The organism is Rhizobium sp. BK399 (assembly GCF_014194695.1).
Classification (GTDB): domain Bacteria; phylum Pseudomonadota; class Alphaproteobacteria; order Rhizobiales; family Rhizobiaceae; genus Rhizobium.
The window spans coordinates 332,197-351,738 of the sequence record NZ_JACIAH010000004.1 but is presented as its reverse complement, the minus strand read 5'-3'; the positions used below and the strand labels follow the sequence as shown (position 1 = coordinate 351,738).

The window sequence follows — 19,542 nt, the reverse complement described above, 5'->3', positions numbered from 1 at the left end:
GCGTGCCGACTATCTGCTCAAACGGCCGCCAGTTCGATCTTGACCGCGGGGAAACGGCTGCAATTTGCCTGTAGGCTGATCGTACCGGTCAATCCGGTCGCCTCCAACCAGAAGCCGACAGTGCCGCCCTGTAGCGGTACCGATGCCGGCCCAACGATTTTTGCCGGCCCATCGACCTGCACCGTGACATTGTCATTCATGAAAGGCAGGCGCTGTCCCATCTGATCAAGCGCTCGGATGATAACGCGGGTCGTGTCGCGTTCGCGCGCCTTCAGCGTCGTGCTGTCGGCGGCGACCTGCAGCGTTGTTGGCAGCGGATCGGCTGCAAGGGTCAAACTGGCGACGGGTTCGCCGGCGATGTAGCCGGTGAATTCGCCATCGATCCATTCAAGCCCCCACGTGCCAAGCTCATCAGGCGTGAAGTGACGATGGTCAAGAACGACAGGCGGGTGTGGCAGATGCGGGTAGTTCTCGCGGTCCGGCCCAATCCGCTTCGTCAGCGAGCCGTATCGCAATTCGATCTCGTCGCAGTTGGTCAGAATGATCAACGGCAGAACGCCTCCGATATTGCGCTCACCGCGCGCCCAGAAAGTGACGGGCTTCATGACGATCTCGTCAGACGGATCGCATTGGCTGGCATAGACATAGGCGGCAAACTTCGGTTCGCGGAACATGTCCATGACGCCGTGGTAGCAGATCCGGTCGCCGGAGCCGAAGTCCTTGTGGGTGTTGTAGTCGAACATGCACCAGCCGATCGCGCCCGCGATATCAGGATCGCCATAGGCTGCATTCAGCACTTCGAGATGCCGGCGAACATGTTCGGCTTGCCTGGCTTCTTGGTCGTAGATCTTGGTGGGATACATGTGGCCACCGAACTCGGTGATCATGTAGGGCACCTTATACGACAGGCCGGTGGATTCCTGCTGCGGGCGGAGCGCTGTGCGCGGGCGGTTATTGCCGGGCAGCTCCTCGTTGCCGAGGATGAAGTCGTTCATCGTGTAGACGTCTTCGAGCAGTTCGCTGTCCGTTATGTAGCGGACGCCGCCGGTCTGTCGCGTATGGTCGAGCGCCCGGGCAAGCCGGTTCGTCTCGACATAGAAGTCGTGACTGTCCTGTGACTCGTTGATGCGAACGCCCCAGATGATGATCGAGGGATGGTTCCAGTCGCGTTCGATCATGCGACGGACGTTGCGGATCGATTCCCGTTGCCACTCCTCGTCGCCGATATGCTGCCAGCCCGGAATTTCCTCGAAGACCAGAAGGCCAATGCGATCGCACCGATCGAGGAACCATTTCGATTGCGGATAGTGCGAGGTGCGGACGATGTTGCACTTCAGCACCGATTTCATGATGTCGGCGTCGCGCTCCTGGGCTGATCTGCCCGCGGCATAGCCGACATAGGGGAAAGCCTGGTGACGATTGAGACCGCGAAGCTTCATCGGCCGGCCGTTGAGAAGAAAACCTCCGGTCGTGAACTCGGCGGTGCGGAAGCCGAAGTTCGAGGAGACCCGGTCGGAACCGTGGCTTGTCTTCAATTCGACGGTAATTTCGTAGAGTGCCGGGTCGTCGATATCCCAGAGCGACATGCCGGTCAGGCTATCGAAAACGAGCGTAGGATTTTCGCCGGTCGTTTCTGCGGACACGGTGGCGAGCACGCGCCCATCTTCATCCTTCAGCGACGCCGATACTGAGCCCAGGAAGGTGAGCTGTTGCGGATTGGCAAGATCGATACGCACGCTGGCCGACTTTTCCTCAGCCAGCACGTTGTGGGTTTCGATCTTCAGGTTGGCAACCGAGATAGGGTCCGTGACCTTCAGCCAGACGTCCCGATAGATGCCCGCATAGGTGAGGTAGTCGATACGACCGCCGAAGGGCGGAATCGCGGGGTTTTCGCTCCCGTCGATCTTTACAGTGACCAGATTGTCGCCGATGACCAGCCTGCCGGTGAGGCGGGCCTCGAACGGCGTGTAGCCATCATTGTGGGCGATGATTTCTTCGCCGTTGAGATAAACGACGGCATCGGCCATGGCGGCGTCGAAGACCAGCGAGACCTCACGACCCTCGAACTCGGGCATCCAGCGCAGGATCTTTTGATAGGTGAATGCCCGCTGGTAGCTCTTCTCGTCGAAGTAGTTGAAAGGCAATTCAACGGCCGTATGCGGCAAGCTAACGGTCGCCGCGCCGTCGAAGCCCTCGAGCAGACGCTGGCCGAAGCCCTCACGGAAACTCCAACTCTCGTTGAAAGAAACAACGGAACGCATCTCAGGCTCCCATGGAAAAAGCGGTGCGAACGGATTGGCGCCGTTGAAGGGCGCAGGAAAATTCAAGCATCGGTGGGTCTTTCCGGGTGGAGATGCCTAGCTTGCTAGGCAGCGCTGACGTTCTGGTTCGATGGCGCGTGGTGCTATCCTATGGATACTGGGCGCCGTTGGTGGTGGTGTAAATCGAATAGAGCGATTGGGTGGCGGTGATGAAGAGGCGGTTCTTTTTCACGCCGCCGAAGGCGATGTTTGAGACCGTCTGCGGCACCTTGATCTTGCCGAGCAGTGTGCCGTCGGGCGCGAAGCAATGAACGCCGTCGGCAGCGCTGGTCCAGAGGTTACCGCTGACGTCGAAGCGGAAGCCATCCGGCACGCCGCTGTCAATCGAGCAGAAATACCGGCTGTTCGCGAGCTTTTTGCCGTCGACGATGTCGAAAACGCGGATGTGGCGGGGGACCTCATGGTTACGCGAGCCGGAATCGGCAATGTAGAGCTGCTTTTCATCAGGCGAAAAGGCAAGGCCATTGGGCTGGATGAAATCGGTGGCGACAGCTTCGATCTCTCCCGTCGGAGCGTCGATGCGGTAGACGTTGCGGGTTTCCTGTTCAGGCTCGGCCTTGTGGCCTTCATAGTCGGACATGATGCCGTAGCTCGGATCGGTGAACCAGATCGAACCGTCCGACTTGACGACGACGTCGTTCGGAGAGTTCAGTCGCTTGCCTTTGTAGCTGTCGGCCAGCACCGTGATGCGGCCGTCGAATTCAGTACGGGTGACGCGCCGGCCGCCATGCTCGCAGGAGATCAGCCGGCCCTGGCGGTCGCGGGTGTTGCCGTTGACGTAATTGGACGGTGAGCGGAAAACCGAGACACTGCCGTCGGGCACCCAACGCATCATCCGCTCATTGGGGATGTCGCTCCAAATCAGGCAATTCAGGTCCGAGAACCAGACGGGGCCTTCTGCCCAGCGGCAACCGCTATAGAGCTCCTCCAGCCGGGCGCTGCCTGCAATCAAGCCAGTGAAGCGATCGTCACGGATGTCATAGAGCGCATCTTCCAACACAGGCCAGCTCCTCCCAAGCGATGTGATGACGCTCTTCGTAAACGTAAACGGTGATGTGTTCCAGAGCCGGGCGCCGGCAAAGGCGTCCGGCTTCGCATTTTTTCAGAGGGCTGTGTCCGGATGCGGCGAACCGTCATAGGCGCCCCAGATCGATTGGTCGAAGCAGATCATCGATCCGGTCATGAGGCCGGATTCCGCCGAGGAAAGATAGGCGCAGGCGCGTGCCACTTCCTCCGGATCGACGAGGCGGCCGAACGGCTGGCTGGCCGCCGCTTTTTCGAGCCAGTCGGCCGGTGCTCCGTGGAATTCCCGCTGAATGCGATCCTCACCCTCGGATGCCATCCAGCCGATGTTGAGGCCGTTGACACGGATGCGGTTGCGAAGCAGCGCGTAGGCGGTGTTCTTCGTGAGGGTTTCCAAGGCACCCTTGGAGGCGCAATAGGCGGCGATGAACGGCTGCCCTGCCTTGGCCGACATGGAGCCGATATTGACGATGGTGCCCTCGATCTTCTCGCGCCGCATTACCTTCACCGTTTCCTGCATCAGAAAGAACGGCGCGCGGACGTTGATGGCGAACATGGCGTCGAAGAGTTCCGGGCTGGTATCGAGGATGGTGCCGCGGTCGGTGATGGCCGCCGCGTTCACCAGCGCATCGACGCGGCCAAACGTCTGGTCGCAGACATGAACGACGTTTTTCGCATCCTCGACCTGACCGAGATCGGCCTTCACGTAAACGACCTTGACTCCGGTGGCGGCGGCGATCTCGTCGGCTTTCGCCTTGCCCTTCTGCTCGTTGCGCCCGCAAATGACGAGGCCTTTGGCCCCGCGCTCGGCGAAGAGGCGGGCGATTGTCGCGCCAAGCCCTTGCGTACCGCCCGTTACGATCGCGATTTTGCCGTCGAGGCGGCTGTGGTCTGTTGTCATGCACTCCTCCTTTGAATGATGGTCAATATGCCGAAAGCTCCCGACACGGTGGGCGCCGGGAGCTAATTTTGTTGACGCGGATGCGTCAGCTCAGTCGTCGCTCGCTCTGTTGCGCCAGTGCCGACGTGAACCGCGCATCGTCCCAATCTTCCTGCAGGGCCTCGTGCATCAGTTGCGCCTGCGTCTTCGGGGCAAGGCCCCCGATTGGCGGGTCGCGGTCGAGGTTGGTCGGGAAGGAGTAGCCCTCGGCGCAGGCGGCAACCGCGTTGCCGATTTCGGTTTCGGACAGTTTTCCTCTCAGAGACTTCAATGCCGGGAACAGTTTTGCGCTCATGCGCTCGCGGTTCACGGATTCCATGGCGCGACCGAATGCGGAGGAAACCTGCAGCAGATTGGCGACGCGCTTGATGTCGGTCGAGCGGTTTGTGCCGGCTGCGTGGAACAGGGCCGGATTGAAGAACACCACGTCGCCCTTTTTGAGCGGCAGCTGGACATGATGCGTTTCGAAGTAATCCTTGAATTCCTGGCGCTTGAGCGCGAGGTAGCCCGGCTCATAGGTCTGACTGTGCGGCAGAAAGAGGGTGGGTCCGCTTTCGAGCGGCATGTCGCAATGAGCGACGGCGCCCTGCAGCGTCAGCACCGGCGAGAGCCTATGCACATGCGCCGGGAACTGCTCGATCACCTTGGAAGACTGGAAACCGAGATGGTAGTCGCGGTGCGCGGACTGCGCCGCGCCGCCCGGATTGACCCGGTTGACCTGCGCCGTCATCTGGTAGCTCGGGCCGAGCCAGGCCTCGCTTGCGATCGCGACGATCGGATTTGCATAGTATTCTGCGAAATTCTCCGGATCGGCAAGGCAGTGTTTTTCCAGCGAGTTCCAGATGCGGTCATTGGCGCCTGGCTTGGCAAAGTGATCGCCGCCGCCGGTTGCGGTCCGATGTTGCTCCTCGATGATCTCGTCGAATATTGCGCTGGCACGGTCGATGATACCGGTATCCCTGTAGGCGCGCTTGAAGACGATGACGCCCGGGCCCTCGCCGAAGGCCTCGCAGATCTCGGCGAGCACCGCTTTGCGGCCTTCGGGGCTGGCGATCGCTGCAATGACCTTGGCGCTGTCATAGATCAGAATGTTCTTTTCCACGGCGTCAGCCGTCGGATAGTCGGCCAGAGCCGTTGTCTTCTCGGCAAGCTTGCGGAAGTCGGCGAGATCGCAGGAATCCTCGGTCAGCCAGACGCGATCGGCCCGCAGTTTCTGTAGGTTGTCGGTTTTCATGGTGCTCCTCCCGTTCCGATGAGGGCACTATACGCCGCCGACGGGTCTGTTATAGATCAGGAATCCATCAAAAAACCATCAGGATAGACTGCATGGCACATCGGTTTCTCGTCAAGGATATCGCCTTTCAGGCCGGGCTGAGCACTGCGACGGTGGATCGCGTTCTCAATGGCAGGAGCGGTGTCAGGCATCAGACGATGATGCGGGTGCGAGCTGCGATCGCGGAGCTGGAGAAACAGCAGATTGGTGGCGAAGTCAGCGGGCGCAAGCTCGCGATCGATGTCGTCATGGAAACACCGGAACGCTTCAGCACTGCCGTTCGCGACGCTTTCGAAGCGGAGGTCGCGACGTTCTTGCCAACGGTATTTCGGTGCCGCTTCCATTTTGCCGAGGTGATGAAGCAAGCTGAACTGGTGCAACTGCTCGACCGGATCCGGCTGCGCGGCACCAACGGCATCGTCTTGAAGGCCCCGGATGTTCCTGAGGTCGCCGCTGCCGTTTCCAGGGCGACTGATGCGGGAATTCCGGTGGTCACGCTGGTGACGGACCTGCCAAATTCGTCGCGCAGCGCTTACGCCGGGGCCGACAACCGCGCAGCCGGAGAGACGGCTGCTTATCTCATCGGCGAGCATTTTGGCAAAGCGCCGGGGCGCGTCCTCGTCACGCTATCCAGCGGGCGGTTTCGCGGCGAGGAAGAGCGGGAGATCGGTTTTCGTCGTGTTCTGCGTGAACGCTATCCGCTCATCTCGGTAACCGAAATCAGCGAAGGGCATGGCACGGACGCGGCGACGGGCACGCTGGCGGCTCGGGCAATTGCGGCGGATGCGGCGATCAACGCTGTCTATTCCATCGGCGGCGGAAACCGAGCCGTGCTTGCAGCCTTCGAGGCGGCGCAGCGTTCGATTCGCGTCTTCGTTGCGCATGATCTAGACGCCGACAATCGCGCACTGCTCACAGGTCGCAAGATCAGCTTCGTGCTACACCATGATCTGCGCACGGATGCCCGCTCGGCCTTTCGCGCCGTGATGAGCCGCTCGGCGAGCGGTGGAATCGCGGCTCCGGCATTGTCGTCGGTGGAAATTGTCACACCTTACAACATGCCTGCTGCGGGCTGAGGTTTGCCTTTCCCTTGTCGGCGAAATCGCGATACAGCTTTCGCATGAGCGAGGGAAACGGCATGGAATACAGTGATGTAGGGACCGTTGCGGCCTGGTTGACCGAGCAGGGGCTGAAGGGCGCCTCGGAAGCCGAACTCCTGATCGGGTTTTGTGAAGCCTGTCGTGAGCGCGGCCTTCCACTTGATCGCGGCATGGCCCTGATGGACACGCTTCATCCCGTGCACGAAGGCAGGGCGTTTCGCTGGGATAGCCGCGAGGAGATCGAAGCCGAATTCGAATATGGCCCCTCCAGCGATGGCGCGGCGCTGGAGAGTTGGCAGCGATCCGCCTTCTACTATCTTTGGGCCGGCAAAGAAAACGAGGTCAGACGGCGCATCGGCTTTGGCGATCCGACCGACTTCGTCATGCTCGAATCGATGCTCCAGCAGGGCCACACCGACTTCGTCGCGATGGTCCATCGGTTCGAGAAGGCGGGCACGATCGGCGAGATGGACTGCTTCTTTTCTCACTTCGCCACGCGCAGTCCCGAGGGGTTCTCAGACCACGACCTCATCATCCTGCGAAAGCTGGTGCCGGTCCTGGCGCTTGCGATCAAATGTATTGCGCTTGCGCGGATCGCACGGACGATTGCCGAGGTATATCTCGGCGACGATGCCGCGCGGCAAGTGCTGGAAGGCAAGATCACACGCGGTAAGTCGGAGCGAATCTCCGCGGCCCTGTGGTTCTCGGATCTTCTGAACTACACCAAGATATCTGACAGCGCGCCGCCTGAAGAGATTCTGCCGATGCTGAATGCCTACAGCGATGTGGTCATTTCCGCGATACACGAGGCAGGCGGCGATGTGTTGAAGCTGATCGGCGATGGGGTGCTGGCGATCTTCAAGGCCGACCAGGCCGACGAGGCCTGCGCCGCGTCGCTGCAAGCAGAGCGATTGCTGCGGCAGAAGCTGAAGGCGTTGAACGAGGAGCGGGCGGAGGAAGGGCGCCCGACGACGGAGGTCTATATCGGCCTGCACATCGGCGATGTTTTCTACGGAAACATCGGCAGTCGCGAGCGGCTCGACTTCACCGTCATCGGACCCGCTGTGAACGAAGTCAGCCGGATTGCCTCGATGTGCCGATCGGTCGATCTCAACGTGCTGATGTCGTCGGAGTTTGCAGCAACGATCCCTGAGAAAGAACGGGGCGCGCTTGCCTGCATCGGTCGCTATGCGCTCCGCGGTGTCAAACGCGCGCAGGAGCTTTATACGCTCGACACAGCGCGGATCGAGATCTGACAGCTTCCTGCCTGCTTGTCGCTCGAAGAAATTTCACGGCGTTGTCGCCTTCCGCCGATAGAGGATTATATCGCGTCGAAGAGGCAGGTTGCCTCTTTCGGCTGGCGAAGCGGCGATAGCCCGCTTCCTCTGAATCCAAACAGGAGGACGGCATGCAGATCAATCGTACAGGTTCAGCGCAGTGGTCCGGTGGACTGAAGGACGGCAAGGGACAAATTTCCACACAGAGCGGCGCGCTGAAGCACTATCCCTATGGCTTCTCAAGCCGATTTGAAGGCATTCCGGGTACCAATCCGGAAGAACTGATCGGCGCGGCCCATGCCGGATGCTTCACGATGGCTCTCTCGCTCATCCTCGAGGAAGCCGGTCTCAAGGCGACCGACATGGAGACGACAGCGAAGGTGACGCTCGAAAGCGTCGAAGGCGGCTTCGCCATCACGGCGATCCACCTTACGCTGACGGGAACGGTTCCGAACACCGACGAGCGGACGTTCATCGAACTCGCCAACAAAGCCAAGGCCGGATGCCCGGTATCGAAGGCACTCTCGGCGGTCCCGATCTCTCTTGAAGTCAAGCTCGCCTGAGCTATGACCTAAGGCCGAGTGCCGCGCATCAGCGTCGGCACTTTGTCAGCCGCATGGTTCTTTCGGCCCCATGCATCTGAAGGCAATTGCGCCGTGACTTAGCCAGCGGGCGATACCGCTTGCCTACGGCATCCTGCATACATCGCCCACTCGAACACAGTGACTTCCCTAGCTTGGACGTTGACGGCATCGGATTGGTTGTCCCGTTCCCAAGAAAACGTTGACATATTACGATTGTTATTTTACGACTGACGAAATTCAAAAATCGTCAGTCGTAAATGAGGTGCATGAAGTTGGTTGCCGATGCAGCGGAAAACACCATCGAATTGGCTCGCCAGGAGAATGTGACGCGCATTCTTGACGCTGGCGAGCGCCTTTTCCGTCACTATGGGTACTCCAAAACCACCGTTGCCGACATTGCGCGCGATCTCGGCATGTCGCCGGCGAATGTCTACCGCTTCTTTGCCTCGAAGGTGGAAATCCATCAGGCGATCTGCGGCCGCATGCTCGCTGCCAGCTACCAGATGGCCTACGATGCCTGCCACCTGCAGATCAGCGCCTCCGATCGGCTGCGCAGGTTCGTGCAGGGCCAATACCAGATGACGGTCGACACCATGCTCGACCAGGAAAAGGTGCACGAGATGGTCGTCGTCGCCATCGAGCGTGACTGGCACGTCATCGAAAAGCATGTCGACAGTATTCATGAATTGCTCGCTGACGTGATCCGCGAAGGGATCGCTGCCGGCGAATTTGCCGAGCAGGATGCGGATGTCGCCTCACGCTGCTTCGGGGCGGCCACCGTCACCCTCTGCCATCCGCAGATGGTGGCGCAATGTCTTGCCAAGACCAACCGCGCCACTGTTGACGAACTGGTCGAGTTCTCGATCCGGGCGCTGAAAAAATAACGAGCGGTAAAAGCCGCAGATCAACCGATAAACGATTTCAGGAGTGCGAAAGATGATTTCGCTGAAGACAGTGCAGTTGCCGTCGTTTGCCACTTTCGCGCTCCTCGGCGCCGTTACGCTTGCCATATCTGGCTGCAGCGAGGAGAAGAAGGCCGAAACGAAAGAGATCATCCGCCCGGTCAAGGTGGTGGAAATTGCCGAGGCTCGCGGTACGCGTGCGCTGGACTATTCCGGTGCCGTGAAGGCCCGCGTCGAGATGAATCTCGGCTTCCGCGTCGCCGGCAAGATCACCGACCGTCGTGTCAACATTGGCGATCGCGTCAAGCCTGGTGATCTGCTCGCCGAAATCGATCCGACCGACTACGAGCTGGCGGTCAGAACCGCCGAAGCAAACCTTGCCGCCGCCGAAAAGGGTGTGGCGACCGCCGACCTTGCCAACAAGCGCGCTCAGCAGCTGTTCGATAAGAGCGTCACGGCAAAATCGCAGATGGAACAGGCGGCTCTCAGCTACGATCAGGCAGTCTCAACGCGCGATGCTGCTGCTTCGTCGCTCGACCAGGCAAAAAACCAGGTTGTCTATACCGAGCTGAAGGCTGACCGGAATGGTATCGTGACATCGATCAGTGCCGACACCGGCGCCGTTGTTGCTGCCGGGACGCCTGTAGCCGTGGTCGCGCTGGACGGCGAGAAGGAAGTGCAGATCGCCGTTCCCGAGAACGACATTGCACAGTTCAAGCCAGGCAAGACTGTGAAAGCCACCTTCTGGTCCGACAGCAAACTGGTGCTCGACGGCAAGGTACGCGAGGTTTCCGGCAGCGCCGATCCCCAGTCGCGCACCTTTTCCGTTCGTGTCAGCCTCCCGACAGATGATCGGGTGCTGCTTGGCATGACGGCGACGATCGAAGCCGCTGTTGGCAATGCTGAGACCGACGTCGCTATTCCGCTAAGCGCGCTCGCCGAACGTGAAGGCAAGAAGATCGTCTGGGTCGTCGATCGCAACGCCTCGACGGTTCACGCCCGCGAAATCAAGGTGGCGGACTTCACCGGTGGCGGCGTCCATGTCGCCGACGGGTTGAAAAGCGGCGATCTCGTCGTCGCGGCTGGCACGCAGTTCATGGCCGAGAACCTCAAGGTCAAGCTGCCGGAGCAGCAGTCGGCGCAAGCCGAAACCGGCGACGTCATTCGCTGAGACCTGGTCAGGAGAGGATTATGACCATGGACAACTCCAACGCCGAAAAACGCCCATTTAACCTATCACGCTGGGCAATCGGCCATCCGAGCATCGCACGCTTCCTGTTCGGCCTGATCCTGATCACCGGCGTCCTTGGCCTGATGCGCATGGGCCAGAAGGAAGATCCCGACTTTACGTTCCGCGTCATGGTCGTGCAGGCCATCTGGCCGGGTGCCTCCATCCAGGAAATGGAAGACCAGGTCGTCAACAAGATCGAGCGAAAGCTGCAGGAAACCCCGCATATCGATTGGGTCAAGTCCTATACGCGGGCCGGCAGCGCCATCATCACGCTGCAGGTCAAGGGCGACACCAATAGCGAACAGGTGGCTGACGCCTTCTACCAGGTGCGCAAGAAGGTCGGCGATATCTCCAATGAGCTGCCGGAAGGGTTGCTCGGCCCCTATTTCAACGACGAATTTGGCGATACCTACATCACGCTGCATTCGATCAGCGGAGATGGCTACAGTTATCCCGAGCTGAAGAAGTTCGCGATCCAGGCGCGTGACATGCTGCTGACGACGCCGGGCGTCGAAAAGGCGGTCATCATCGGCGACCAACCGGAGAAGATCTACGTCGACGTCTCCTCGAAGGCGCTGGCCGAGCGGGGGCTGACCGTGCTCGACCTGCAGAACGCTATCAAGGGCCAGAACAACGTCGATCCCGCCGGGTCCGTCGATACCGGCACGCGTTCGGTGCGTATTTCCGTCGAAGGCGACGTGACGAAAGCCGAGGACATCCGCGAACTGCGGCTGAAGGCCGGCAATCAGGTCACGCGTCTTGGCGATATAGCCACCGTCTATTCCGGCCTCGAAGATCCGTATCAGCGCAAATATCGCTTCAACGGTCACGAGAGCGTCCAGGTCGGCGTCGTCATGGCAAAGGGCTTCAAGGTGACCGATGTCGGCAAGGATGTCGAAGCCACTTACGAGCGCTTCGAGGGATCACTACCTTACGGCGTTGCCGTCGACCAGATCTCCAATCAGCCCGACGTCGTCACCGACGCGATTAGCGAGTTCATGCATGCGCTCGGCGAGGCGTTGATCATCGTGTTGATCGTCTCCTTCCTGTCGATCGGCTGGCGTTCCGGTCTCGTCATCGCGATCGCCATCCCGCTGGTGCTCGCCGCGACTTTCGCCATCATGTACGAACTCGGGATCGACCTGCAGCGCATCTCGCTCGGGGCGCTGATCATTGCGCTCGGCCTGCTCGTCGACGACGCAATGATCGTCGTCGAGTTGATGGAGCGAAAGCTAGAGGAAGGCCTTGTGAAGATCGAAGCGGCAAGCTTCGCCTATTCCTCGACCGCCTTCCCGATGCTGACCGGTACGCTGATCACCACCGCCGGCTTCATTCCGGTTGGCTTTGCGGCGTCAACCGCCGGCGAGTATGTGCGCACGCTGTTCTATGTGGTCGGCATTGCACTCGTCGTCTCATGGTTCGTGGCTGTCTATTTCACGCCGTGGCTCGGCTACATGATCCTGAAGCAGCGCCATCACGCGGGCGAACACCACGATGCCTTCGATACCAGCTTCTATCGACGCCTTCGGGCGACGGTTGGCTGGGCCGTGCGTCATCGCATCATCGTGGTGGCGATGACACTGGTGACCTTTGCGACCAGTCTTTGGGCGTTCCAGTTCATCCCGCAGAATTTCTTCCCGCAGTCCTCGCGCCCGGAAATCCTGGTCGATCTGTGGCTGCCTGAAGGCACCAGCATCAAGGAAGTCGAGACGCAGGCAAAGGCGCTCGAAGCCAAAATCATGGGCGACAAGGACAAGAAATTCGTTGCCACCTATATCGGCGAGGGTGCCCCGCGCTTCTTCCTCCCGCTCGACCAGCAGCTTCGCAATCCGAACTTCGCGCAGCTTCTCGTCATGGCAAACGACGAGCCGGCGCGTGAACGCCTAATCGTGAAGCTACGGATGATTCTTGCCGAAGACTTCCCCGATATCCGCGGCAAGGTGGATCGTCTGTTCCTTGGCCCGCCGACGGGCTGGCCTGTGCAGATGCGCATCATGGGGCCGGACCGTCAGGAAGTCCGCAAGATAGCCCATGAGGTGAAGGCGAAGTTCCAGGCTAATCCGCAACTCGGTGCGATCCATGACGACTGGTTGGAGCCAGTGCCGGCGATGAAGCTGGTGATCGATCAGGACCGTGCCCGTGCGCTCGGTGTCACCTCACAGCGAGTACGCCAGATGCTGCAGACAGCAGTCTCCGGTGCGCCGCTCGATGACTTCCGCGACGGCGAGGAGACGGTGTCGATCGTTGCCCGCGAACCGGAAGCCAATCGTTCGCTGCTGTCGGCCGTCAATTCGGTCTACGTGCCGACGGATTTCGGCGGCTTCGTCCCGGTCTCCCAGGTTGCCAAGGTGGTGCCGGTTCTGGAGCAGGGGATCGAATGGCGGCGCGACCGTCTGCCGACCATCACCGTCCGGGCGACATTGCCTGACGACGTTCAGTCCAACGATGTCGTCATGAAGATGTATGCCGACATGCAGCCGCTGCGCGACAGCCTGCCGGCCGGCTACAAGATCGAGATCCAGGGTGGCGCGGAAGATTCCGCCGAAAGCCAGGCTTCGATTGCCGCGAAGGCGCCGATCATGCTCGTCGTCATCGTTCTCCTGCTGATGGCGCAGCTGCAGCACTTCGGCAAGGCGATGCTCGTGCTTGCGACCGGACCGCTCGGGATCATCGGTGCGGCTGCGGCCCTCCTGATATCGGGTGCGCCGTTCGGCTTCGTTGCCATCCTCGGCGTCATCGCACTGCTCGGGATCATCATCCGCAACTCGATCATTCTCGTCGATCAGATCGACCAGGACATCAAGGCGGGAATGCATCGACAGGAAGCGATCGTTGGTGCTGCGGTACGACGGTTCCGCCCGATCATGCTGACGGCGCTGACGGCGGTTCTGGCGCTAATCCCGATCTCACGTGGCGTTTTCTGGGGGCCGCTGGCATACGCCATGATGGGCGGCATTCTGGTTGCCACGGTATTGACGATCCTAGTGCTGCCTGCGGCCTATGCGCTGTTCTTCGGCAAGGAGCCGAAGACGGCGGCGGCGCAGGGTGCAGCGAACGGCAATGCAGCGGAAGAGGCGGAGGCGATGCACCCGCCGGCCCTCGCGGCGGAATGACGGGAACGATGGCGCGGTGAGAACCGCGCCATTTTCTTTTGGCTCAAGCTGCGAGGTGGGCGGCTTCCGCTTTCAGGCCGAGCAGCGCGGCGCCGATCAGGCCGGGCTCGACGCGGCATTCACTGCGGACCACGAGCGGTCGATCGAATTTGCGCAGGATGCGCTGCCGAACTGCCTTGTCCAGCTCCGCAAGCAGCTCTTCGACATTGGAAAGCCCGCCGCCGACTGGAACGATGGTCGCGCCGGTGATGTTGATTGTTAGCGCGAGCGGCGAGGCGACAAGATCGATGAAGACATCGATGGTGCGCGCCGCTTGGGACTCGCCCTTCAACCAATCATCGATGATCTCCTGACTGGAGAGATCGATGTCATGCAGCGTCTTATGCAAGCGCTCGAGACCACGAGCGCCGCCGACGGTATCGACGCACCCCTTCTGGCCACAGCCGCAGGGGTAGGCTGGAATCGCGACGGGCGGATTGCCGGCATGAGACGCCAGGGCCGGACCATGTCCCCATTCACCGGCAAAGCCGCCCGCGGCATTGATCAGTCGTCCATCCGCAACCACACCGCCGCCGACGCCGGTTCCGAGAATGGCGCCCAGAACGATGCGGTGGCCGCGCCCGGCGCCGAGATCGGCCTCCGCCATGGCGAAGCAGTCGGCATCATTCGCAATTACGACCGGCAGGCCGAGTTCAGCTTCGAGGTCGGCGGCGAGATCGCGGCCGTGAATACAGGGAATGTTGGCGCAGGTCAGCCTTTGCGTGTCCGGGTCGACGACGCCTGCGATGGAGAAGGCAAGGCGTGTCGGCTTCTCGCCGGTTTCGGCGATGATGGCACGCAGCGTCTCGACGAAGGCGGCAAAATCGTCCTTGGGGGTCGGGCGCCGGCCAAGTGGCGTGATGTCGGCTTCGGAGTGCGCCACTCCGCCCTTGATGGCGGAGCCGCCGATGTCAAAAGAAATGATCATTTGGGTTCTGCTGTTTGGATGGCCTCTGCGTCTGCTCGCACCCTTCGGCAGGTTTTGCAAGCCGAAACCGGGCTAGGCCGGTAGGGTCATTTTTGCTTCAAAGCCGGCTTTCGCTCCCGTCGCCGGTGATAGCAGTTCCAGTGTCCCGCCCATCTGGCAGACGATACGGTCGGCGATAGCGAGCCCGAGGCCGGAGCCGGACGCACTCGTCTTGCCGCGGCTGAAGCGCTTTTTCAGTCCAGCCATCTCAGCCTCTCGGATCAATGGCCCGCCGTTCACAACGCGCACGATGCCGCCGCTTTCGAGACTGACATTGACGGGGAGGTCCGGATCGCCGTGGAGCAGGGCATTCTCGATCAGGTTTCGCGTGACAATGCCGAAGGCATCCATGTCGGCAGTGCGGACGAGCTTTGCGTCCGGCGCCGCGGAGTATTGAAGCCTTCCATTCGTGCGGCTGTCGCGCTGGAAATCGGTGACCACCATGTCGAGGACCGGGCGCAGGTCGACTGCACTTGCGCTTCCGCCGATGCCGGCTTCCGCGCGGGAAAGCTGCAGCAGTTTCTCTGCCAGACGGCCGAGATTGACCAGCGAAGCCTCAACCTGCCGGACGCGGTCCTGCGTTGCGCCGGACGGCAGTTCCTCGATAAGCCGCTGCGTCTGTGCAAGCGCTCCGGCGATCGGCGTTCTCAACTCGTGAGCACTGTTGGCGGTGAATTCGCGCTCTGCTTCGAGGGCGGCACGCAGGCGTCCGAGGAGAAGGTTGACCGATCTTGCGATCGGCCTCAGTTCGACCGGCAGACCCCGATCGTCGACCTCAGCCATGTTGCCACTGTCTTTCGTCCCGATATCTCGCCGAAGTTCCTCGATCGGCCGAAGCGCCCGCCCGACGATGAACCAGATCGCAAAGATGCTGGCGGGAATAAGGGCGACCAATGGGATGAGCAAGGTGACGGAACTTTCGCGAACGGCTTCGCGGCGGTTCTTGAACCGGTCGGCCACCTGCAGAAAAAGGGAGCCGTCAGCCGTCATCTCGGTGTAGATTCGTGCTGTCGTCGTGTCATAGAAGCCCGTGCGAAGCGGTGCATCGAAAGGCTCTGCCGGAGCATCATTCGAACGCAGTGCTACCTTGCCGCTGGCGTCGCGGACCTGATAAGTCAGATATTCTCGACTGGCGGCAGTGTTGAGCATGGCGACGCTGCGCGGATCGACGTCCGCACGCTGGTTCAAATCGTCAAGGATCAAAGCCAGGAGACGCTCGGTGGTCTCCTGCTGCGCGCTATCGAAAATCTCATCGAACTCGTGCTGCATCACGCGGACGCTGAGGCCGATCGCGGCAAGCCAGAAGACGACCATGACGGTCGTCAGGGCGAGAATGAGCGGGCCAGTGATGCTGCGTTCGCGCTTCATCTTCATCCGAGTGTGTAGCCGATGCCGCGGGCAGTGCGGATCCTGTCCTTGCCGATCTTCTTGCGCAGACGGCTCACATAGACCTCGACGGTGTTGCTTTCGATTTCCGAACCGAATGCGTAGAGCGCTTCCTCGATCCGATCTTTGGGGACGATCGCGCCTGGGCGAGCCGTCAACAGATCGAGTACCGCCCATTCACGGCTCGTCAGGATGATCGTTTCGCCGGCGACCGAGATCTGATGCAGGGGCCGGTTGATTTCAATGTCCGAGATGCGGACGACCGGATGCGGGTTGGCATCATAGCGGCGAGCGACCGCCATGATACGCGCTTCCAACTCGTCAAGGTTGAACGGCTTCACCAGGTAGTCGTCGGCTCCCGCATTCAGTCCGTCGATGCGGTCCGAGATCTGATCTCGTGCAGTCAGAATGATGACAGGTGTCTTCAGCCCGCGTTCTCGAAGGCCGCGTAGAAACGCGACGCCACTGCCATCCGGGAGTTGGAGATCGAGAAGAATGAGCCCGTAATCGACAGGTCCCGCGGCTGCGTCGGCGTCACCCAGATTTTGCACCCAGTCGACGGCATGATTGGCCGCAGCGACGTGATCCCTCACCGCGCCACCAATCATTCTGTCATCCTCAACCAGCAGAATTCGCACAGCTTTTTTCCTCGATGCCAGTTAGCTTGCAGTTCAATCCTCGGTCAAGCAAGGTTGATCGACAAAGATGACAAGCCGATGGCATGCGGCCCTCGCCAGGCATGTCAAAATAGGCTGTGCAATTTCTCAATGCACTCGACATTTGCCCGAATTCTGGTTTGATCTGCCGCAATATGCATATCCGCGTCGGCTGTGGCCGATCTTTTCAGCATGGTAGAGACTGATGGTAAGAAAATCCGAGACTTCGGGGCGGCTAGACGACGCGGCGCGCGCGGGATGGCTCTACTATGTGGCAGGGCGGACGCAGGATGAGATTGCTTCTTCCATGGGGATTTCACGGCAATCGGCACAGCGCCTTGTCTCGCTCGCGGTTGCCGAACGGCTGATAAAAGTGCGGCTCGACCATCCAATCGCCGCCTGTCTCGAACTCGCCAATGCCGTGCGCAAGAAGTTCAACCTGAAGCATGTCGAGGTCGTGCCAAGCGACCCGGGCTCCAGTTCGACGACGGTCGGCATCGCGGAGGCCGCCGCAGCGGAAATCGAGCGCTGGCTCAAGCGCCCTGACCCTATCGTGCTCGCAGTTGGAACAGGACGAACCTTGAAGGCGGCCGTCGACCAACTTCCCGCCATCGAATGTCCCAGTCACCGCATCGTATCGCTGACCGGCAATATTGCGCCCGATGGCTCCGCTGCTTACTACAACGTCATCTTCAGCATGGCTGACGCGGTGAAGGCTCGACACTTTCCGATGCCGCTGCCGGTTCTGGTCACCTCGGCGGATGAGAGGGAAACCCTGCACGGCCAGCAGCTCGTTCGCTCGACGCTAGAGATCAGCGCACAGGCAGACGTGACGTTTGTCGGCATCGGAGAGCTCGGCATCGACGGGCCGCTTTGTATCGACGGTTTTCTCGAGAAGGACGAGATGATGGAGCTGATGCGCAACGGTGCCGTCGGCGAGATCTGTGGCTGGGTGTTTGATAGCGAGGGGAAGCTCCTCGACAATCCGATCAACGAGCGGGTGGCCTCCGCGTCGATCCCCTCACGTGAGTCGTCGACCGTTATCGGAATCGCCAAGGGCAAGCGCAAATTCAAGGCGATCAGGGCTGCCGTAACAGGCCATCAGATCAACGCGCTGATCACGGATGAGGACACGGCCGAATATTTGCTCAAGACATGAGCAAATATTTAATTCTTTAAATTCAACAAGATAACATCGTTCTTCGCTCATGCAGCAACGAATGGTGATTGACATTTCTTTCCCTTGAGCGAGTAATTGCCCATGAGCAAAGCGAATGCTCGCACTCATCTTCTGGGAGGAAGATATGACATTGAGAACTCTCCTGCTGGGCGCCTGCTCAGCACTGGCGTTTGCCGGCATGGCTTCGGCCGAGACGCTGACAATCGCGACCGTCAACAACGGCGATATGATCCGGATGCAAAAGCTGACGGACGACTTCAAGAAAAAGAACCCCGATATTGATCTCGAGTGGGTAACCCTCGAAGAGAACGTCCTGCGCCAGAAGGTTACGACCGACATCGCGACCAAGGGCGGTCAGTACGACGTTCTGACGATCGGCACTTACGAAGTTCCGATCTGGGCAAAACAGGGCTGGCTGCTGCCGCTCGACAATCTCGGCAAGGACTACGATGCCGACGACCTGCTGCCGGCTATCCGCAGTGGTCTGACCGCCGACGGCAAGCTCTATGCCGCACCGTTCTACGGCGAAAGCTCGATGGTCATGTACCGCAAGGACCTGTTCGATGCCGCTGGCCTGAAGATGCCCGACGCGCCGACCTGGGATTTCATTGCGGATGCCGCGAAGAAGATCACCAACAAGGACAAGGAAATCTACGGCATCTGCCTGCGCGGCAAGGCCGGCTGGGGCGAAAACATGGCCTTCCTGACGGCCATGTCGAACTCCTTCGGCGCACGCTGGTTCGATGAGCAGTGGAAGCCGCAGTTCGATCAGGCCGAGTGGAAGGACACGCTGAACTTCTACGTCAACTTGATGAAGGAAGCTGGCCCTCCAGGCGCGTCCTCGAACGGCTTCAACGAGAACCTTGCGCTCTTCCAGACCGGCAAGTGCGGCATGTGGATCGACGCGACCGTTGCTGCCTCCTTCGTCAGCAACCCGAAGGAATCCACCGTCGCCGACAAGGTCGGCTTCGCTCTGGCTCCGGACAAGGGCCTCGGCAAGCGCGGCAACTGGCTCTGGGCCTGGAACCTCGCCATCCCTGCAGGCTCGCAGAAGGTCGAAGCAGCTGAAAAGTTCGTCGCCTGGGCAACCAGCAAGGACTACACCAACTTGGTCGCCGAGAAGGAAGGCTGGTTGAATGCACCTCCGGGGACGCGCTCTTCGCTCTATGCCAACGCCGACTATCAGAAAGCAGCACCGTTCGCGAAGATGACGCTCGACAGCATCAATGCAGCTGACCCGACAAAGCCGACCGTCAAGCCGGTGCCCTATGTCGGTGTCCAGTTCGTCGCTATCCCTGAATTCCAGGGGATCGGCACCGCCGTCGGCCAGCAGTTCTCGGCAGCTCTTGCCGGCCAGGTCTCGGTCGATCAGGCACTGCAGAGCGCCCAGCAGTTGACGACCCGCGAAATGACCAAGGCTGGTTACATCAAATAACTAACCTCCTGAGAAGGCGGGGAAGTTGACATCCCCGCCCGTCTGGGTCGCCGAATTGCCCAAACTGCGTCGGCGACCCCCTTTTTTCTCAGCTGCCCTGCAGCCGGCTACCCAT

The 19,542-nt window shown here is 60.4% G+C and carries 15 protein-coding genes; 8 read left to right on the top strand and 7 right to left on the bottom strand.

The genetic code is table 11. The features are described from left to right. Positions 1-17: 17 nt before the first annotated feature. The 4 genes from FHT97_RS12435 to FHT97_RS12420 all read right to left on the bottom strand — a co-directional run bounded on the left by FHT97_RS12435 (position 18) and on the right by FHT97_RS12420 (position 5,518). The gene (locus FHT97_RS12435) at positions 18-2,261 is read right to left on the bottom strand and encodes a glycoside hydrolase family 2 protein (RefSeq protein ID WP_183862502.1); all 2,244 of its coding nucleotides are present in this window, start codon (positions 2,259-2,261) and stop codon (positions 18-20) included. A 148-nt stretch (positions 2,262-2,409) separates the two neighbouring features. Next, complete coding sequence (locus FHT97_RS12430; protein WP_183862500.1) at positions 2,410-3,321, bottom strand: SMP-30/gluconolactonase/LRE family protein; 912 nt, start codon at positions 3,319-3,321, stop codon at positions 2,410-2,412. A gap of 102 nt (positions 3,322-3,423) precedes the next feature. After that, positions 3,424-4,245 carry an SDR family oxidoreductase gene (locus FHT97_RS12425; RefSeq protein WP_183755941.1) on the bottom strand — a complete coding sequence of 274 codons (822 nt, stop codon included), beginning with the start codon at positions 4,243-4,245 and terminating at the stop codon, positions 3,424-3,426. Between the two features lie 85 nt (positions 4,246-4,330). Further along, positions 4,331-5,518 carry a phytanoyl-CoA dioxygenase family protein gene (locus tag FHT97_RS12420; RefSeq protein WP_183862498.1) on the bottom strand — a complete coding sequence of 396 codons (1,188 nt, stop codon included), beginning with the start codon at positions 5,516-5,518 and terminating at the stop codon, positions 4,331-4,333. 92 nt (positions 5,519-5,610) lie between these two features. Between FHT97_RS12420 and FHT97_RS12415 the strand changes: the two genes are divergently transcribed. From FHT97_RS12415 to FHT97_RS12390, 6 genes are all read left to right on the top strand, one after another. Beyond that, positions 5,611-6,633 carry a LacI family DNA-binding transcriptional regulator gene (locus tag FHT97_RS12415; protein ID WP_183862496.1) on the top strand — a complete coding sequence of 341 codons (1,023 nt, stop codon included), beginning with the start codon at positions 5,611-5,613 and terminating at the stop codon, positions 6,631-6,633. A gap of 62 nt (positions 6,634-6,695) precedes the next feature. Beyond that, positions 6,696-7,913, top strand: coding sequence for an adenylate/guanylate cyclase domain-containing protein (locus FHT97_RS12410; RefSeq protein ID WP_183862488.1), 1,218 nt, complete (start codon positions 6,696-6,698; stop codon positions 7,911-7,913). A gap of 152 nt (positions 7,914-8,065) precedes the next feature. Continuing rightward, positions 8,066-8,497, top strand: coding sequence for an OsmC family protein (locus FHT97_RS12405; RefSeq protein WP_114714333.1), 432 nt, complete (start codon positions 8,066-8,068; stop codon positions 8,495-8,497). Positions 8,498-8,784: 287 nt separating this feature from the next. Then, positions 8,785-9,402, top strand: coding sequence for a TetR family transcriptional regulator (locus FHT97_RS12400; protein ID WP_016556932.1), 618 nt, complete (start codon positions 8,785-8,787; stop codon positions 9,400-9,402). Between the two features lie 52 nt (positions 9,403-9,454). Next, positions 9,455-10,591, top strand: coding sequence for an efflux RND transporter periplasmic adaptor subunit (locus FHT97_RS12395; RefSeq protein ID WP_183862486.1), 1,137 nt, complete (start codon positions 9,455-9,457; stop codon positions 10,589-10,591). A gap of 26 nt (positions 10,592-10,617) precedes the next feature. After that, entirely contained in the window at positions 10,618-13,764 is a 3,147-nt protein-coding gene (locus FHT97_RS12390; protein WP_183862543.1) for an efflux RND transporter permease subunit, read from the top strand. A 43-nt stretch (positions 13,765-13,807) separates the two neighbouring features. Here the strand turns inward: FHT97_RS12390 and FHT97_RS12385 are convergent, their stop codons facing one another. The 3 genes from FHT97_RS12385 to FHT97_RS12375 form a co-directional block, all read right to left on the bottom strand. Further along, on the bottom strand, positions 13,808-14,731 hold the full coding sequence (locus tag FHT97_RS12385) for an ROK family protein (RefSeq protein WP_183862484.1): 924 nt from the start codon (positions 14,729-14,731) through the stop codon (positions 13,808-13,810). Between the two features lie 72 nt (positions 14,732-14,803). Beyond that, on the bottom strand, positions 14,804-16,138 hold the full coding sequence (locus tag FHT97_RS12380) for an ATP-binding protein (RefSeq protein WP_183862482.1): 1,335 nt from the start codon (positions 16,136-16,138) through the stop codon (positions 14,804-14,806). 2 nt (positions 16,139-16,140) lie between these two features. Further along, positions 16,141-16,794: a response regulator gene (locus tag FHT97_RS12375; RefSeq protein WP_016556937.1), complete on the bottom strand. Its 654-nt coding sequence runs from the start codon at positions 16,792-16,794 to the stop codon at positions 16,141-16,143. 223 nt (positions 16,795-17,017) lie between these two features. On the opposite strand from FHT97_RS12375, the gene FHT97_RS12370 reads away from it, so the two are divergent. Then, positions 17,018-17,971 carry a sugar-binding transcriptional regulator gene (locus tag FHT97_RS12370; protein WP_183862480.1) on the top strand — a complete coding sequence of 318 codons (954 nt, stop codon included), beginning with the start codon at positions 17,018-17,020 and terminating at the stop codon, positions 17,969-17,971. Between the two features lie 145 nt (positions 17,972-18,116). After that, positions 18,117-19,427 carry a sugar ABC transporter substrate-binding protein gene (locus FHT97_RS12365; RefSeq protein ID WP_016556939.1) on the top strand — a complete coding sequence of 437 codons (1,311 nt, stop codon included), beginning with the start codon at positions 18,117-18,119 and terminating at the stop codon, positions 19,425-19,427. The last annotated feature ends 115 nt before the right edge of the window (positions 19,428-19,542 follow it).

Excerpts from the sequence above, each read along its gene's own strand:
- FHT97_RS12425 (WP_183755941.1), bottom strand. The coding sequence starts at position 4,245 with ATGACAACAGACCACAGCCGCCTCGACGGCAAAATCGCGATCGTAACG.
- FHT97_RS12420 (WP_183862498.1), bottom strand. The coding sequence starts at position 5,518 with ATGAAAACCGACAACCTACAGAAACTGCGGGCCGATCGCGTCTGGCTG.
- FHT97_RS12365 (WP_016556939.1), top strand. The coding sequence starts at position 18,117 with ATGACATTGAGAACTCTCCTGCTGGGCGCCTGCTCAGCACTGGCGTTT.
- FHT97_RS12435 (WP_183862502.1), bottom strand. The coding sequence starts at position 2,261 with ATGCGTTCCGTTGTTTCTTTCAACGAGAGTTGGAGTTTCCGTGAGGGC.
- FHT97_RS12410 (WP_183862488.1), top strand. The coding sequence starts at position 6,696 with ATGGAATACAGTGATGTAGGGACCGTTGCGGCCTGGTTGACCGAGCAG.
- FHT97_RS12380 (WP_183862482.1), bottom strand. The coding sequence starts at position 16,138 with ATGAAGCGCGAACGCAGCATCACTGGCCCGCTCATTCTCGCCCTGACG.
- FHT97_RS12400 (WP_016556932.1), top strand. The coding sequence starts at position 8,785 with ATGAAGTTGGTTGCCGATGCAGCGGAAAACACCATCGAATTGGCTCGC.
- FHT97_RS12370 (WP_183862480.1), top strand. The coding sequence starts at position 17,018 with ATGGTAAGAAAATCCGAGACTTCGGGGCGGCTAGACGACGCGGCGCGC.
- FHT97_RS12415 (WP_183862496.1), top strand. The coding sequence starts at position 5,611 with ATGGCACATCGGTTTCTCGTCAAGGATATCGCCTTTCAGGCCGGGCTG.
- FHT97_RS12390 (WP_183862543.1), top strand. The coding sequence starts at position 10,618 with ATGGACAACTCCAACGCCGAAAAACGCCCATTTAACCTATCACGCTGG.
- FHT97_RS12395 (WP_183862486.1), top strand. The coding sequence starts at position 9,455 with ATGATTTCGCTGAAGACAGTGCAGTTGCCGTCGTTTGCCACTTTCGCG.
- FHT97_RS12405 (WP_114714333.1), top strand. The coding sequence starts at position 8,066 with ATGCAGATCAATCGTACAGGTTCAGCGCAGTGGTCCGGTGGACTGAAG.
- FHT97_RS12385 (WP_183862484.1), bottom strand. The coding sequence starts at position 14,731 with ATGATCATTTCTTTTGACATCGGCGGCTCCGCCATCAAGGGCGGAGTG.